Below are 14,140 nucleotides of genomic sequence, written 5' to 3' on the forward strand. Positions count from 1 at the left end.
AGAGCCCGCCCTAGGAAAGCGTGCCGAGCAGTGCCCTGGTTTCTTCCGGAATCGGCACCGACCGGTTGCTCTCCCGATCCACATAAACATGCACGAAATGCCCGGCCGCCGCCGGCAGCTCGTCGTCGTTGCGGTACAGGCCGATCTCGTAGCGCACGCTGGAGTTGCCCAGCCTGGCCACGCGCACGCCCACGTGGACGGTGTCCGGGAAGGCGATCGAGCGGAAATAGGAACAGCCGGTCTCGACCACGAAACCGACCGTCTTGCCGCCACGGATGTCGAGCACGCCCCGTTCGATCAGGAAGCGGTTCACCGCCGTATCGAAGTAGCTGTAGTAATGGACGTTGTTGACGTGGCCGTAGACGTCGTTGTCCATCCAGCGGGTAGCGATCTCGCAAAAATGCGGGAAGGCGGAGCGGGGCGTGTCGCGCATGCGGACCTTTTAGTGCTTCACATCGGAGGCCGGCGCGATCGCGTCGGCAGTCAGGTCGGCTGCGAACAGCTGGGCGCAGTCGACCGCATCGAACTCGTAGTGCTTGCCGCAGAAGTCGCAGTTGATGGCCAGCTGGCCGAGGTCGTGCAGGGCCGAATCGACTTCTTCCTTGCCCAGCATCTTCAGCATATTGCCGACCTTTTCGCGCGAGCAGCTGCAGTGGAATTCCGGATGCAGCGGATCGAACACGCGGATCGTCTCTTCCCAGAACAGGCGCTTCAACAGGGTCTCCACGTCCACGCTCAGCAGCTCCTCCTGCTTCAGGGTGCCGCCCAGGGCCAGCGCACGGTTCCAGGTCTCGATGTCTTCTTCCTCGGTCGCCTGGGCCACCTGGCCTTCGACCTCGCTGTTGCGCGGCAGCTTCTGCAGCAGCAAGCCGCGTGCGACCTTGTCGTCGGCCGCCAGCCACAGCTTTGTGTCCATCTGTTCCGAGCGCAGCATGTAGTTCTCGATCACGGTGGCGATGTCCTCGCCGTGCAGCGGCACCACGCCCTGGTAGGGCTGCTGGCCCGGCACCTTGTCCTTCGGATCGAGGGTGATCACGAAGCGGCCCTGGCCGCCCACGTTCAGCAGCTCGGTGACCGAAGCCGTGTCCGGTACCACGGCGCCCGGGCTCAGCTTGGCGGTGGCGCGCAGGTGCAGCTCGGCGTCGCACTCGACCACCAGCAGCTTGACCGGGCCGTCGCCGAAGATCTGCATCACGATTGAACCGTTGAACTTCAGGTTGGCCGACAGCAGCGCGCTGGCTGCGACCATCTCGCCCAGCAGACTCTTCACTGCCTTAGGGTAGGTGTGGCGCGACTGGATCTCGGCCCAGGCCTTGGAAACCTCGACCAGCTCGCCGCGCACGGCGGCGTTGTCGAAGATGAATTTTTGCAGGATGTCCTTGCTGGTATCAGTCGTCATTCTTTATCCGATTTTCTTGAGCTCCGCCTTGAAGCGCTGGCCGCGTTCGACATAGCTGGCGGCATTGCCTTGCAGGCGGAGCAGGTCTTCTTCCGTGAGGGTACGCACTACCTTGGCCGGGGTCCCGAGGATCAGCGAGTGGTCCGGGAATTCCTTCCCTTCGGTGACCAGGGCGCCCGCACCGACCAGGCAAGCCTTGCCGATCCTGGCGCCATTCAGGATGACCGCCTGGATGCCGATCAGCGAGCCGTCGCCGACGGTGCAGCCGTGCAGCATGGCCTGGTGGCCTACGGTGACGTTCTTGCCGAGCGTGAGCGGATAGCCCATATCGGTATGCATCACCGTGCCTTCCTGTACATTGCTGTTCTCGCCGACCGTGATGCGCTCGTTGTCGCCGCGGATCGTCACGCCGTCCCAGACCGAGGCTTTCGCTTCGATCGTCACCTTGCCGATCAGGTTGGCCGAATCGGCGACATAGCTCGAAGCGTCGATCTCGGGCGCATGCTCGCCCAGCTGGTAGATTGCCATGGATGTGCTCGCAGAAGAGTAAAGGGGTTGTAATACCGCTATTTTACGCCCTCGTGCCAGCTGTCGTCCGGCAAGGGGCAGAGATGGGGACGGTGAGCGGCAAATCAAGCTTTCGGCATATAATCTGAACGGTCGTTCTATTTTCCACCATTCAAGCAGGCTCGTCATGACTCCTTCCCGTTCCGAATTCCTCACCATCCGCGGTCTGCGCACCCACGTCCGGCACTGGGGACGGGAAGGCGCACCCAAGCTCTTCATGGCCCACGGCTGGATGGACATGTCGGCTTCCTTCCAGTTCGTGGTCGACGCCCTGCAGGGCGACTGGCACGTCATCGCCCACGACTGGCGCGGCTTCGGCCTGACCGAGCGTCCGGGCACGGACACCTACTGGTTCCCGGATTACTTTGCGGATCTCGACGCCATCCTCGACCATTACGCGCCGGGCGAGGCGGTCAAGCTGCTGGGGCACAGCATGGGTGGCAACATCGTCAGCGTGTACGCGGGCATCCGGCCGGAGCGCGTGGCGCGCCTGATCAACCTGGAAGGCTTCGGCCTGGCGGCGACCCGCCCGGAATCGGCGCCGGGCCGCTACGCCGCCTGGCTGGACGAACTCAAATCGCCGCCGGCCATGCGTCCCTACGCCAGCCTCGAGGAGGTGGCGTCGCGCCTGCGGAAGACCAATCCGCGCCTGCCGGCGGAGCGTGCCGCCTTCCTGGCGCCGCACTGGGCAGCGCGGAACGCCGACGGCGAATGGGAGATCCTGGGCGACCCGGCCCACAAGATGCGCGGCCCGCTGCTGTACCGCATCGAGGAAGTGCTGGCCTGCTGGCGCCGCGTCACGGCGCCGGTGCTGTGGGTCGAGGCCGAGCACACGAATATGTGGCTGTGGATGGGACCGAAGGAGGAGGCGCGCAGCGAAGTCGAGCGCCGCATGGGCCACCTGGCGAAGGTGACGCCGCGCATGATGCCGGATGCGGGCCACATGCTGCATCATGACCAGCCGGAAATGCTGGCGCGGATGATCGAAGAGTTTCTGGCGGTATGAGGTAAGGCGTGGGCACGGAGTGCCCACGCGTAACGCATCGTGACCGCCCGATGCAGGTACAATGAAGGCATGCTGAAAGTCGATCTCCACTGCCATTCCAATGTCTCCGACGGCGTACTCGCGCCAGCCGCCGTCGCTGCCTATGCCCGCAAGGGCGGGGTCGACGTCTGGGCGCTGACCGACCACGACGAGGTCGGCGGCATCAAGGCGGCGCGCCAGGCTGCCGGCGAGCTCGGCATGCGCTTCGTGCCCGGTGTCGAGATTTCCGTCACCTGGGGCGGCGAAACCGTGCACGTGGTCGGCCTGCAGGTGAACGAGGACGAGCCCGCGCTGGTGCAGGGCCTGGCGGCAACCCGCCATGGGCGCGATGCGCGCGGCCGCGAGATCGCGACCCAGCTCGACCGCGCCGGCATTCCGAATGCCTACGAGGGCGCGCTCAAGTACGTCGGCAATCCCGACCTGCTGTCGCGCACCCATTTCGCGCGTTACCTGGTCGAGATCGGCGCCTGCGGCAGCACCGCCGAGGTGTTCCGCAAATACCTGACCGAAGGCAAGCCCGGCTATGTGCCGCACCGCTGGGCCGGCCTGGCCGAGGCGGTCGGCTGGATCCGCAAGGCCGGCGGCGTTCCCGTGATCGCCCACCCGGGCCGCTACCGTTTCACGCCGGTGGCCGAGGGCGCGCTGTTCGACGAGTTCAAGCAGCTGGGCGGCAATGCCATCGAAGTCGTCACCGGCAGCCACACGCCGGACCAGTACGAGACCTATGCGGAGACCGCGCGCCGCTACGGCTTCCTGGCGTCGCGCGGCACCGATTTCCATGCGCCGGGCGAGGCGAGGGTCGAATTCGACAAGCTGGCGCCGCTGCCGGCGGGCCTGACCCCGGTGTGGCACGACTGGTTCTGAGAGGAGGCTTCATCTCATGAAAAGAGTCATCCTGTTCCTGGCCACCAATCTTGCGGTGGTGCTCGTGCTGACCATCGTGCTCAACGTCCTCGGCGTCGGGCGCACGGTGGGGCCGGGCGGTCTCAACATCGGCGCCCTGGCGGTATTCTCGCTGGTGGTCGGCTTCACGGGTTCGATCATCTCGCTCCTGATGAGCAAACCGATGGCCAAGTGGAGCACCGGCGCGCGCGTGATCGAACAGCCGGGCAACGGCACCGAGGCCTGGCTGCTGAATACCGTGCGTTCGCTGGCCGAGCGCGCCGGCATCGCGATGCCGGAAGTGGCCGTGTACGACGGCGAGCCGAACGCCTTCGCCACCGGCGCCTTCAAGAACTCCTCGCTGGTGGCGGTGTCCACCGGCCTGCTGGCAAGCATGAACCATGAAGAGATCGAGGCCGTGCTCGGCCACGAGATCGCCCACGTGGCGAATGGCGACATGGTCACGCTGACCCTGATCCAGGGCGTGGTCAACACCTTCGTCGTGTTCCTGGCGCGGGTGGTCGGCTTCTTCGTCGACAGCATGCTGCGCCGGGGCGACAGCGACCGCGGTCCCGGCATCGGCTATGCCATTACCGTGTTCGTGTGCCAGATCGTGTTCGGCCTGGTTGCGTCCATCATCGTGGCCTGGTTCTCGCGCCAGCGCGAGTTCCGCGCGGACGCCGGCTCGGCCCGTCTGCTGAACAGCCCGCTGCCGATGCAGCATGCGCTGATGCGCCTGGGCGGCACCCACGCCGGCGGCCTGCCGCAGTCGATGGCGGCCTCCGGTATTGCCGGCGGCGGCAGTGGCTGGGGCGCCCTGTTCGCCACCCACCCGCCGATGGAAGAACGGATCGCGGCCCTGCAAACCCTGCAACAGCCGGGGTTTGCACGATGAGCCAATTCTTCGAGATCCATCCGGAAAACCCGCAGCCGCGCCTGATCCGCCAGGCCGCCCAGATCATCCAGTCGGGCGGCATCGTCGCCGTCCCGACCGACTCGGCCTATGCCCTGGTCTGCCGCCTCGACGACAAGGGCGCGGTCGAGAAGCTGCGCCGCATCCGCGGCGTCGACGAGAAGCACCACCTGACCCTGCTGGTGCGCGACCTGTCCGAAATCTCGACCTATGCGCGCGTCGACAACCGCCAGTACCGCCTGCTGAAGGCGGTCACGCCCGGCCCCTACACGCTGATCCTGGACGCCACCCATGAAGTGCCGCGCCGCCTGTCGCATCCTTCGCGCAAGACGATCGGCATCCGCGTGCCCGAGAGCCCGATCCTGCTGGCCCTGCTGGAAGAGCAGGGCGAGCCGCTGATCGGCACCACCCTGCAGCTGCCTGGGGACGACCACATGCTGTCCGATCCGGAAGAGGTGAGGGAGCGCCTCGGCAAGCAGCTCGACCTCATCATCGACGGCGGCGCCGGCACTCTCGAGCCAACCACCATCGTCGACCTGACCGGCGACGAGCCTGTGCTGCTGCGCGCAGGCCGCGGCGATCCGGCCGTCTTCGGCCTCTAGCCGGCCCTGACGGCCGGCCCGTCCGCGGCGTCTGTTAGAATCTCCTTTATGGATGAACTCATACGCAACCTCGCAGTCTATGCACTGCCCGTTCTTTTTGCGATCACGATGCACAACGCCGCCCAGGCGTATGCCGCAAAATATTTTGGAGACATGACGCCGTTCGCCGCCGGACGCGTCACCACCAACCCGCTGGCGCATATCGATCCTTTCGGTACCGTGATCCTGCCGATCATGCTGTATCTGGTTTCCGGCTTTGCCTTCGGCTACGCCAAGCCGCTGCCGATCGACTACGGCCGCCTGCGCAACCCGAAGCGCGACATGGCCTTCGTGGCGCTGGCCGGCACCGCCGCCAACTTCGCCATGGCGCTGCTGTGGCTGCTGCTCGGGATTTTCCTCGAATACTTCGGCGTCTCCGAACCATTCCCGAACCGGGTTGCCAAGGCAGGTGTCCTCACCAACCTGGTGCTGCTGGCCTTCAACCTGCTGCCGATCCCGCCGATGGACGGCGGCCGCATCGTCTTCAGCCTGCTGCCGAACAAGCTGGCCTATAAATACGCGAAGATCGAGCCCTACGGCTTCTTCATCCTGCTGGGCCTGATGCTGCTGAAGCTGCTGGCATACTGGGTGGTGCCGATCATGGCGGTGGCGAACCTGCTGCTGCAGCTGATCGTCTATCCGCTTAATCTCGTGCTTGGCTAAGCCCATGTTTCCCGATCGTGTCGTTTCCGGCATGCGCCCGACGGGGCACATGCACCTCGGCCATTACCATGGAGCCCTGAAGAACTGGATCCGCATGCAGTCCGAACTGCCTTGCCTGTTCTTCGTGGCCGACTGGCATGCCCTGACCACGCATTACGACGACCCGAGCATCATCGAAAAGAGCACCTGGGACATGGTGATCGACTGGCTCGCCGCCGGCATCGATCCGTCCCAGGCCACCATCTTCATCCAGTCGCGCGTGCCCGAGCACGCCGAGCTGCACCTGCTGCTGTCGATGGCCACGCCGCTGGGCTGGCTGGAGCGCGTGCCGACTTATAAAGACCAGATCGAGAACCTGGCCAACCGCGACCTCGCCACCTACGGCTTCCTCGGCTATCCGCTGCTGCAGGCGGCCGACGTGCTGATCTACCGCGCGACCCAGGTGCCGGTGGGTGAGGACCAGGTCCCGCACATCGAGATGATGCGAGAGATTGCGCGGCGCTTCAATCACCTGTATGGCAAGGAGCCGGGCTTCGAGCAGAAGGCGCTGGATGCCGTGAAAAAGCTCGGCAGCAAGCGCGCCAGGCTCTACACCGAGCTGCGCACCGCCTACCGCCAGGAAGGCGACGCCGCCGCGCTGGAACAGGCGCAGGCCATGCTGATCGATGCCGGCAGCCTGTCGAACATCGACCGGGAACGCCTGTTCGGCTACCTCGAAGGCAGCCACAAGATCATCCTGGTCGAGCCCCAGGTCAAGCTGACCGAGGCGTCCCGCCTGCCGGGCCTGGACGGCCGCAAGATGAGCAAGAGCTACGGCAATTCGATCTCGCTGCGCGAGGATCCGGCGTCAAGCACCAAGAAAATCCGCACCATGCCGACCGACCCCGCGCGTGTGCGCCGCAGCGACGCCGGCGATCCGCTCAAGTGCCCGGTGTGGCAGCTGCACGAGGTTTATTCGGACAGCGATACCAGGGACTGGGTCATGAAGGGCTGCACCAGCGCCGGCATCGGCTGCCTGGAGTGCAAGCAGCCGGTGGTGGAAGCCGTGCTGGCCGAGCAGGCGCCGATGCACGAGCGCGCCCAGCAATACCTGGACGATCCTTCGCTGGTGCGCGCCATCGTCGCCGACGGCTGCGAAAAGGCGCGCAAGCTGGCCCAGGAAACCATGCGCGACGTGCGCGAAGCGATGGGCTTGTCGTATGTCTGAGCGTATGTCCGAGGTGTCGCCATGGGTGGCGCGCTGGGCGCCGCTGGTGCCGAACGGGCGGGTGCTCGACCTGGCCTGCGGCAGCGGCCGCCATGCACGCCTGTTTGCCGGCCTGGGCCATCCCGTGACCGCACTCGACCGCGATGCCGGGGCGCTGGCCGCCGCGGCAGGGCCGGGCATCGTGACCTTGCAACACGACCTGGAAGCGCCGGGCGCGGTCTGGCCCATCGCGCCGGGCAGCCTGGCGGGACTCGTCGTCACCAACTACCTGCACCGCCCGCTGTTCGGCGATATCGCCGCGGCGCTGGCGCCGGATGGGGTGCTGATCTACGAAACTTTCGCCCACGGGAACGAAATCTTCGGCAAGCCGTCGAACCCGGACTTCCTGCTGAATCCCGGTGAGTTGCTGGAACTGGCCGCGCGCGGCGGCTTGCGCGTGGTGGCTTACGAGGATGGCGTCATCGATGCGCCGAAACCTGCGCGCGTACAGCGCCTGTGCGCGGTGGGGCCGGCCTTCGATCCCGGCATGGCAAATTTGGTTTCTGGTAATTTGTAACTGAGCTGTAAATGTCCGATAAGTGAGGTCATTTATCTAAGGCGTAATGAACCATAACCGCGGGCTATCCAGTACAATCGAATTTTTATTTATTAACGGCACGGTCCACTGATTATGATTAAGGGCAGCATAGTAGCAATCGTCACTCCGATGTTTGAAGACGGCAGTCTGGACAAAGACAGCCTCCGCAAACTGATCGACTGGCATGTTGCGGAGGGTACGGACGGCATCGTCATCGTCGGCACGACCGGCGAATCCGCCACCGTCAGCCCGGAAGAGCACTGCGAACTGATCAGGCTGACGGTCGAGCACGTCGCTGGCCGTATTCCGGTGATCGCCGGTTCGGGCGGTAACTCGACCGCCGAAGCGATCGCACTGACCCGCCATGCCAGGGACGTCGGCGCCGACGCCTCGCTGCAGGTGGTTCCGTACTACAACCGTCCGACCCAGGAAGGCATGTACCGGCACTTCAAGGCGATCGCGGAAGCGGTCGACCTGCCGGTGATCCTGTACAACGTGCCGGGCCGAACCGTGGCGGACATGAGCAACGAGACCGTGCTGCGGCTGGCGCCGATCGACAACATCGTCGGCATCAAGGATGCGACCGGCAACATCGGCCGCGGGGCCGAGCTGCTGCGCGACCTCGATCGCTCATTCGCCGGCGGCAAGCCTTTCGGCGTGTATTCGGGCGACGATCCGACCGCGATGGCGCTGATGCTGATGGGCGGCGCCGGCAATATCTCGGTGACGGCCAACGTCGCACCGCGCGCCATGCACGAGCTGTGCGAGGCGGCGATGGCGGGGCAGGTTGCCCGTGCTGTGGAAATCAATAACCGCGTGCTGTCGCTGCACAGCAAGCTGTTCGTAGAACCGAATCCGGTCCCGGTCAAATGGGCGCTGGCTGAAATGGGCAAGATGCCGGCGGGCCTGCGTTTGCCGCTGGCGCCGCTGTCCGCGCAATACCACGACACCGTACGCGCCGCGTTGCGCGACTCCGGCGTCCTTTGATAGCTTCAGACTCAGAACGACATGATGAATCGCAAGTTCAAGACTCACCACGCAGCCCGCACCGTCGCCCTGGCCACCGTGGCGCTCAGCCTGGCCGCCTGCACGACCGTGTTCGAATCGGATAAAGTGGACTACCGCTCGGCCAAGAAAGCCGCGCCGCTGGACATCCCGCCCGATCTGACCCAACTCCAGAAGGACAACCGCTACGCCGTGCCTGACGGCCGCGGCATCGCCACCGCTTCCGGCTTCCAGCAGGCACGCGGCACCCCGGCCGCCGGCCCGGCAGCCGTGAACGGCGCCGTGGGTCCGGTCTCGACCGATGCCGTGCGCATCGAGCGCGCCGGCAACCAGCGCTGGCTGGTGGTCAAGGAGACCCCGGAACAGCTGTGGCCGCAGCTCCAGGCCTTCTGGCCGAGCGTCGGTTTCACGGTGGAATCCGAGAACCTCCAGACCGGCATCATGGAGACCAACTGGGCCGAGAACCGCGCCAAGATCCCGCAAGACATCATTCGCCGCACCATCGGCAAGGTCTTCGATTCGGCCTACTCGACCGGCGAGCGCGACAAGTACCGCACCCGCCTGGAGCGCCGTCCGGACGGCTCGACCGAGATCTACATCAGCCACCGCGGTGCAGAGGAAGTGCTGGTTGGTCCGCAGAAGGAAAGCACGACCTGGACCTCGCGTCCGAGCGATCCGGGCCTGGAAGCCGAATTCCTGGGCCGCCTGATGGCCCAGCTGACCGGCCAGATCAAGCCGGCGGAAGTCAAGCAGGCCACCGAGGCCGTCGCCAGCGCCGCGCCGGAAGCCCAGCACGCCAAGCTGGAAAACGGCAAGGTCGTCGTCGACGAAGGCTTCGACCGCGCATGGCGCCGCGTCGGCCTGGCACTCGACCGCGTCGGCTTCACCGTCGAAGACCGCGACCGCGTGCAGGGCATTTACTTCGTGCGCTATGTCGATCCGGACAAGGCCAGCAAGGAAGGCTTCTTCAGCAAGCTGTTCGGCAGCGAAGACAAGAACAAGGAAGCCCAGCGCTACCGCGTGCTGGTCTCGGCGGTCCCGAACGCGACCACCACCGACATCACCGTCCAGAGCAACGACGGCAAGCCGGAGACCTCGGAAACCGGTGCCAAGATCCTGAAGCTGCTGGCGGATGAGCTGAAGTAATCGGGTTCGAGCCCAAAGAAAGACCGGCCTTTGGCCGGTTTTTTTATTGTTGACTCCAAAGCGTCATTCCCGCATTCGCGGAAATGACGTGTTCGGCTAGTACAGGCGTAAAAAAACCGGCCCGCAGGCCGGTTTTTTTCTGAAGCAATTCAGAATTACTTCGAAGCAGCCGGAGCAGCAGCAGCGGCAGCAGCGTCAGCAGCAGCCGAAGCGGCCGAAGCAGCAGCCGAAGCGGCCGAAGCAGCAGCCTCAGCAGCGGCCGGAGCGGCCGGGGTTGCAGCGGCGTCAGCCGGAGCGGCCGGAGCAGCAGCCGGAGCGGTGGCTTCAGCAGCCGGTGCCGGAGCAGCAGCAGGAGCTTCTTCTTTCTTGCTGCAAGCAGCCAGAGCAACAGCCAGCAGGGACACGATCAGCAGAGATTTTTTCATGATTTTTCCTTAGTAAATTCAAAAGGTAAGGTACATCTAATGCGATGAATAATTACCGGTAATTATCGCTCGTTAGGAATTTCGATACGGAATCTTCCTAACCCGATATTATAGCCAAATTTACTGAATCGCAATAGAAAACTCATGCCAGGATGGCACGTTTAGAGGTAACAACAACATTCATATTGTATCAACTTGTAACACGAATGTGCAGCTAGCGTGTCATAGGGAAACCGGCTCACAGCCCGGTCGTGGACGGGCTCAAACCCGGCTGCGATTCTTCCCAGATTGCCGCAAAACGCTCACGCGGGATTTCACTTTCTTGTGGCGCATCAAACGCCGCTTCGCCCCGTAAATGGTCGCTGTGGAAGCGCCGCACGAGGTGCACGCCGTCCGCGATGCAGAAGGAATCCGTGAGCTGGCGGATGCCGCGCCCGGTGAGCCGGCATTCGATCCGGTGGCCGTGGTCGCGCAGCAGGCGCAGGAAGCGCGGAAAGTGGCGCTCGGTGTGCGCGCTGTCATGCATCGCCAGGCGCAACCGGCCGCCGCCCAGAAAGAAGCGGCGCAGGGTAGTGTCGACATCCGGATCGCCCAGCGGGAATAGCGAGAAATCCGGATCGAACATGTCGAGCGAGGCCTGCGCCCGCTCCAGCACCGCGCGCAGCTGGCGCTGGAACTCGGCACGGGTGTCGAAGCGCAGGATGTCCATCGTGCTCAGTCTACGCCTTCAACCCAGTTCCAGCCAGCCGTCCGAATACCAGGTGTGGAGCGCTTCCAGCACGTCATCGGAGGCCTGGTCCAGCATCGCGCCGTCAAGGCCGCGCTGGTTTGCCAGCACGTCGAGCACGGCTTTGTCCGCACGGCCAACGGCAAACGATTCGCCGTTGATGAACACGTGCTTGCCGCGGTAGAGCATCAGGGTCTTGGCCGACAGCTTCAGCCCGCGCTTGGCGGCCTGTTCCATGAAGCGGCCCACGGTCAGCGGTTTGGCGACCGGCGTGAAGAACACATTGTGTTTGGGTTCGGACAGGTATTCACCCAGGAAGATGGTGACGTCTTCCTCGTCCCAGCGCACCTTGTTCAGTTCTTCGGTGATGCTGCTCAGCATGTCCTTCGGGATCTCGGCCGGATTCCTGGCCGGCTGCAGTTCCGGGTCGGCGTAGCGGCCCGGCAGGTCGATCGAATCGGCCATGAACTGCAGGAAGGCTTCGCCCAGTTCCTGGAAGGACGGGGAGCGGAAGCCGATCGAATAGGTCATGCATTCGCCCTCGGCCACGCCGTCATGGGCGTAGTGGGGCGGCAGGTAGAGCATGTCGCCCGGCTCGAGCACGAATTCCTCTTCCGGTTCGAAGTTGGCGAGGATCTTCAGTGGCAGGCCCTCGACCAGGCTCAGGTCCTGCTGGGCGCCGATGCGCCAGCGGCGCCGGCCCTGGGCCTGCAGCAGGAACACGTCGTAGGAATCGAAGTGGGGACCGACACCGCCGCCGTCGGTGGCGAAGCTGACCATCAGGTCGTCCAGGCGCGCGTCCGGTACGAAGCGGAATTCGCGCAGGAGTTCGTCGGCTTTCGGATCGTGCAGGTTGACGCCCTGGACCAGCATGGTCCACTCGCGCTCGCTGCGCGGCGGCAGTTCCTGGAGCGGGCCGTGCTGCATGTCCCATTGCTTGCCGGTCTGGGTGACGAGGCGCGATTCGACGTGGTTGAGCTTGGCCAGTTCGGCCAGCTTGTCGAATTTGAGCAGGGGTTTGAAACCGGGGATGGCCTGACGGATCAGCAGCGGCTTCTTGTGCCAGTAATCACGAAGAAACTGGGCGGGAGTAATGTTCCCGAGGAGCTGTAATTTTTTCATGCGACATTATAACCAGTGCTCGGAAGGCTTCGGCGAGCATCGCAGGCCGACAGTGCAACGCGCGGCAGGTTTGCGAGGCTTCCGCGTTAGCGGGGTTATAATCCGAGCCTTATCCACGAAAGGAAGCGCAATGAAGATTGCCCAGAACACGGTAGTATCGGTCAACTACAAGCTGTCCGACGCCCAGAACAACCTGATCGAAGATGGCGCCCAGCCGATGGTGTACCTGCACGGCGGCTACGAGAACACGCTGCCGAAGATCGAAGAGGAACTGGACGGCAAGGAAGTGGGCTACTCGTCGACCATCCAGATCGAGCCGGAAGACGCCTTCGGCGACTACGACCCGACCCTGCTGAAAGTCGAAGAGCGTTCGCGCCTGCCGGAGCCGCTCGAAGTCGGCATGCAGTTCGAAGGCGTTGCCGAGGGCGGCGAAGACGAACCGACCATCTTCACCGTCACCGAAATCGCGGACGACAAGGTCGTGCTCGACGGTAATCACCCGCTGGCCGGCATGGCCCTGCGCTTCGACCTGTCGGTCATCGACGTGCGCGCCGCCACGGCGGAAGAAATCGCCCACGGTCACGTGCACGGCGCTCACGGCCACCACCACGGCCATGACGACGACATGGACGACGGCGAGGAAGGCGACCACTTCCGCAGCCAGCCACTGAACTGATCGGCCTGGCCCGGCAACGGACCGCAACGCGCGGTCCGTGCTCATTTGCGCACTTTTTTCTGCTCGATTGAGCACTTATTTGGCGCTGTCCTTGCCTGCTTCCTTGACCGCCTTGGGATGACGCCCGTCGTCCTGTTTGTCCTGCTTTTCCGGCCTGGCCTTCGCGCCGGTATCTTCCAGCTCGCTCACCTTGAACAGGGTCCTGGCCCCCGGATCCACCGCGACGTCGATTTCGTCATGCCCGACCGATAGATGGCCCAGGTTGCCGCGCCATTCGATCGCCGGCTTCGCCCCTTTGGCCAGCGGCGCGCCGTCGACCAGCAGCACCTTGCCCGGGAATTTCTGCGCCAGCGCCAGCACCTGGCGGCGCGTCTCGGCAAAGCCGTCGTTGTCCGGCACCGCGCGGCGCAGCAGGGCGCGCAGGCCGGTCGGCTGCGACAGCGCCTTCAGGTCGCCTTCGCTGAACAGCACGATGGCTTCCGCCTTGTCGCGCCGGGCGATGGTGAACAGGCGGTTCAGCCAGAAGCGGTTGGCCACCAGCCGGTCTTCGTATTCGCTGTTGCGGCCCGCTTCCGTCAGGTAGTGATTGTTGTTGGCCGGGAGGTTGAGGGTGGCGTACAGCACCTTGCCGACCGACCAGTGGGCATTCTCCGCATAGCTGCGAAAACGCGGGCTCATCGACTGGCGCGTGAGCGGCAGCTTGCGCGCGCCCAGCGATTTCGGCTCGCCGTAGAACAGTTCGCGCATGCGGTTCAGGCGCTCGATCGCATTCGAGCGGCCGGCGCTGTTGCGGCACTCGGTCCAGTCGCTGGCGGCCGGCACCACGATGGCGGGCCGGCGCGCATCGCCGATCAGCTCGCGCCGCTGCTGGTAGACCTTGTCGCTGCAGGCTTCCTTGACGCCCTTGATGCCGGTGACCACCATGAAGGCGCTCGACTGGTCGTCGCTCTGGTCCAGGGCCTGCTTCAGGCGTCCTTCGAAGCCGTCGGCGAAGCTGTGGCCGATCACCGCGAAGGTGTGCGCCTCGTCGGCTTCCTTCGTGGCTTTCGCGCCTTTCGTATCCTTGGCCGCCAGCGCGCCGGCCGAGACCAGCAAGGCGGTCAGCAGGATGCCGATGCGCCGGCGCGCGCGTGGACCGGTCAAGC

The 14,140-nt window shown here is 64.7% G+C and carries 17 protein-coding genes; 10 read left to right on the forward strand and 7 right to left on the reverse strand.

What is annotated here, in order from left to right:
- Positions 1-10: 10 nt before the first annotated feature.
- From AC1DOP_RS20555 to AC1DOP_RS20565, 3 genes are read right to left on the reverse strand one after another with little or no spacing between them, the layout of a single operon-like run.
- On the reverse strand, positions 11-433 hold the full coding sequence (locus tag AC1DOP_RS20555; RefSeq protein ID WP_477253040.1) for an acyl-CoA thioesterase: 423 nt from the start codon (positions 431-433) through the stop codon (positions 11-13).
- Between the two features lie 9 nt (positions 434-442).
- Positions 443-1,399, reverse strand: a complete 957-nt coding sequence (gene hslO, locus AC1DOP_RS20560; RefSeq protein ID WP_442123494.1) for an Hsp33 family molecular chaperone HslO — start codon at positions 1,397-1,399, stop codon at positions 443-445.
- A 3-nt stretch (positions 1,400-1,402) separates the two neighbouring features.
- On the reverse strand, positions 1,403-1,927 hold the full coding sequence (locus AC1DOP_RS20565; RefSeq protein WP_442123495.1) for a gamma carbonic anhydrase family protein: 525 nt from the start codon (positions 1,925-1,927) through the stop codon (positions 1,403-1,405).
- Positions 1,928-2,093: 166 nt separating this feature from the next.
- Here AC1DOP_RS20565 and AC1DOP_RS20570 point away from each other — a divergent pair, with 166 nt between their 5' ends.
- From AC1DOP_RS20570 to bamC, 9 genes are all read left to right on the forward strand, one after another.
- Positions 2,094-2,972, forward strand: coding sequence for an alpha/beta fold hydrolase (locus tag AC1DOP_RS20570; protein ID WP_442123496.1), 879 nt, complete (start codon positions 2,094-2,096; stop codon positions 2,970-2,972).
- 69 nt (positions 2,973-3,041) lie between these two features.
- The gene (locus AC1DOP_RS20575; RefSeq protein WP_442123497.1) at positions 3,042-3,875 is read left to right on the forward strand and encodes a 3',5'-nucleoside bisphosphate phosphatase; all 834 of its coding nucleotides are present in this window, start codon (positions 3,042-3,044) and stop codon (positions 3,873-3,875) included.
- A gap of 16 nt (positions 3,876-3,891) precedes the next feature.
- A complete protein-coding gene (gene htpX / locus AC1DOP_RS20580; protein WP_442123498.1) occupies positions 3,892-4,788 on the forward strand; it encodes a protease HtpX in 897 nt (298 codons plus the stop codon).
- Positions 4,785-5,408, forward strand: a complete 624-nt coding sequence (locus AC1DOP_RS20585) for an L-threonylcarbamoyladenylate synthase (protein WP_442123499.1) — start codon at positions 4,785-4,787, stop codon at positions 5,406-5,408. The genes htpX and AC1DOP_RS20585 overlap by 4 nt, the downstream gene beginning before the upstream one ends.
- Before the next feature lie 48 nt (positions 5,409-5,456).
- Positions 5,457-6,110, forward strand: a complete 654-nt coding sequence (locus AC1DOP_RS20590; RefSeq protein ID WP_442123500.1) for a site-2 protease family protein — start codon at positions 5,457-5,459, stop codon at positions 6,108-6,110.
- Between the two features lie 4 nt (positions 6,111-6,114).
- Positions 6,115-7,317, forward strand: a complete 1,203-nt coding sequence (locus tag AC1DOP_RS20595) for a tryptophan--tRNA ligase (RefSeq protein WP_442123501.1) — start codon at positions 6,115-6,117, stop codon at positions 7,315-7,317.
- The gene (locus AC1DOP_RS20600; RefSeq protein WP_442123502.1) at positions 7,310-7,873 is read left to right on the forward strand and encodes a class I SAM-dependent methyltransferase; all 564 of its coding nucleotides are present in this window, start codon (positions 7,310-7,312) and stop codon (positions 7,871-7,873) included. Before AC1DOP_RS20595 ends, AC1DOP_RS20600 begins: the two co-directional genes overlap by 8 nt.
- 114 nt (positions 7,874-7,987) lie before the next feature.
- A complete protein-coding gene (dapA, locus tag AC1DOP_RS20605; protein ID WP_442123503.1) occupies positions 7,988-8,881 on the forward strand; it encodes a 4-hydroxy-tetrahydrodipicolinate synthase in 894 nt (297 codons plus the stop codon).
- A 24-nt stretch (positions 8,882-8,905) separates the two neighbouring features.
- Entirely contained in the window at positions 8,906-10,045 is a 1,140-nt protein-coding gene (gene bamC, locus AC1DOP_RS20610; protein WP_442123541.1) for an outer membrane protein assembly factor BamC, read from the forward strand.
- Between the two features lie 155 nt (positions 10,046-10,200).
- On the opposite strand, the gene AC1DOP_RS20615 is transcribed toward bamC, so the two are convergent.
- The 3 genes from AC1DOP_RS20615 to AC1DOP_RS20625 all read right to left on the reverse strand — a co-directional run bounded on the left by AC1DOP_RS20615 (position 10,201) and on the right by AC1DOP_RS20625 (position 12,319).
- The gene (locus tag AC1DOP_RS20615; protein WP_442123504.1) at positions 10,201-10,470 is read right to left on the reverse strand and encodes a hypothetical protein; all 270 of its coding nucleotides are present in this window, start codon (positions 10,468-10,470) and stop codon (positions 10,201-10,203) included.
- A 238-nt stretch (positions 10,471-10,708) separates the two neighbouring features.
- On the reverse strand, positions 10,709-11,179 hold the full coding sequence (locus AC1DOP_RS20620) for a DUF7931 domain-containing protein (protein ID WP_442123505.1): 471 nt from the start codon (positions 11,177-11,179) through the stop codon (positions 10,709-10,711).
- An 18-nt stretch (positions 11,180-11,197) separates the two neighbouring features.
- Positions 11,198-12,319 carry a ribosomal protein uL16 3-hydroxylase gene (locus tag AC1DOP_RS20625; RefSeq protein ID WP_442123506.1) on the reverse strand — a complete coding sequence of 374 codons (1,122 nt, stop codon included), beginning with the start codon at positions 12,317-12,319 and terminating at the stop codon, positions 11,198-11,200.
- 130 nt (positions 12,320-12,449) lie between these two features.
- Between AC1DOP_RS20625 and AC1DOP_RS20630 the strand changes: the two genes are divergently transcribed.
- Positions 12,450-12,995, forward strand: coding sequence for an FKBP-type peptidyl-prolyl cis-trans isomerase (locus tag AC1DOP_RS20630; RefSeq protein ID WP_442123507.1), 546 nt, complete (start codon positions 12,450-12,452; stop codon positions 12,993-12,995).
- A 75-nt stretch (positions 12,996-13,070) separates the two neighbouring features.
- Here the strand turns inward: AC1DOP_RS20630 and AC1DOP_RS20635 are convergent, their stop codons facing one another.
- A complete protein-coding gene (locus AC1DOP_RS20635; RefSeq protein WP_442123508.1) occupies positions 13,071-14,138 on the reverse strand; it encodes a hypothetical protein in 1,068 nt (355 codons plus the stop codon).
- Positions 14,139-14,140 lie beyond the last annotated feature (2 nt).

This window comes from Massilia sp. 01N410, from assembly GCF_056399665.1.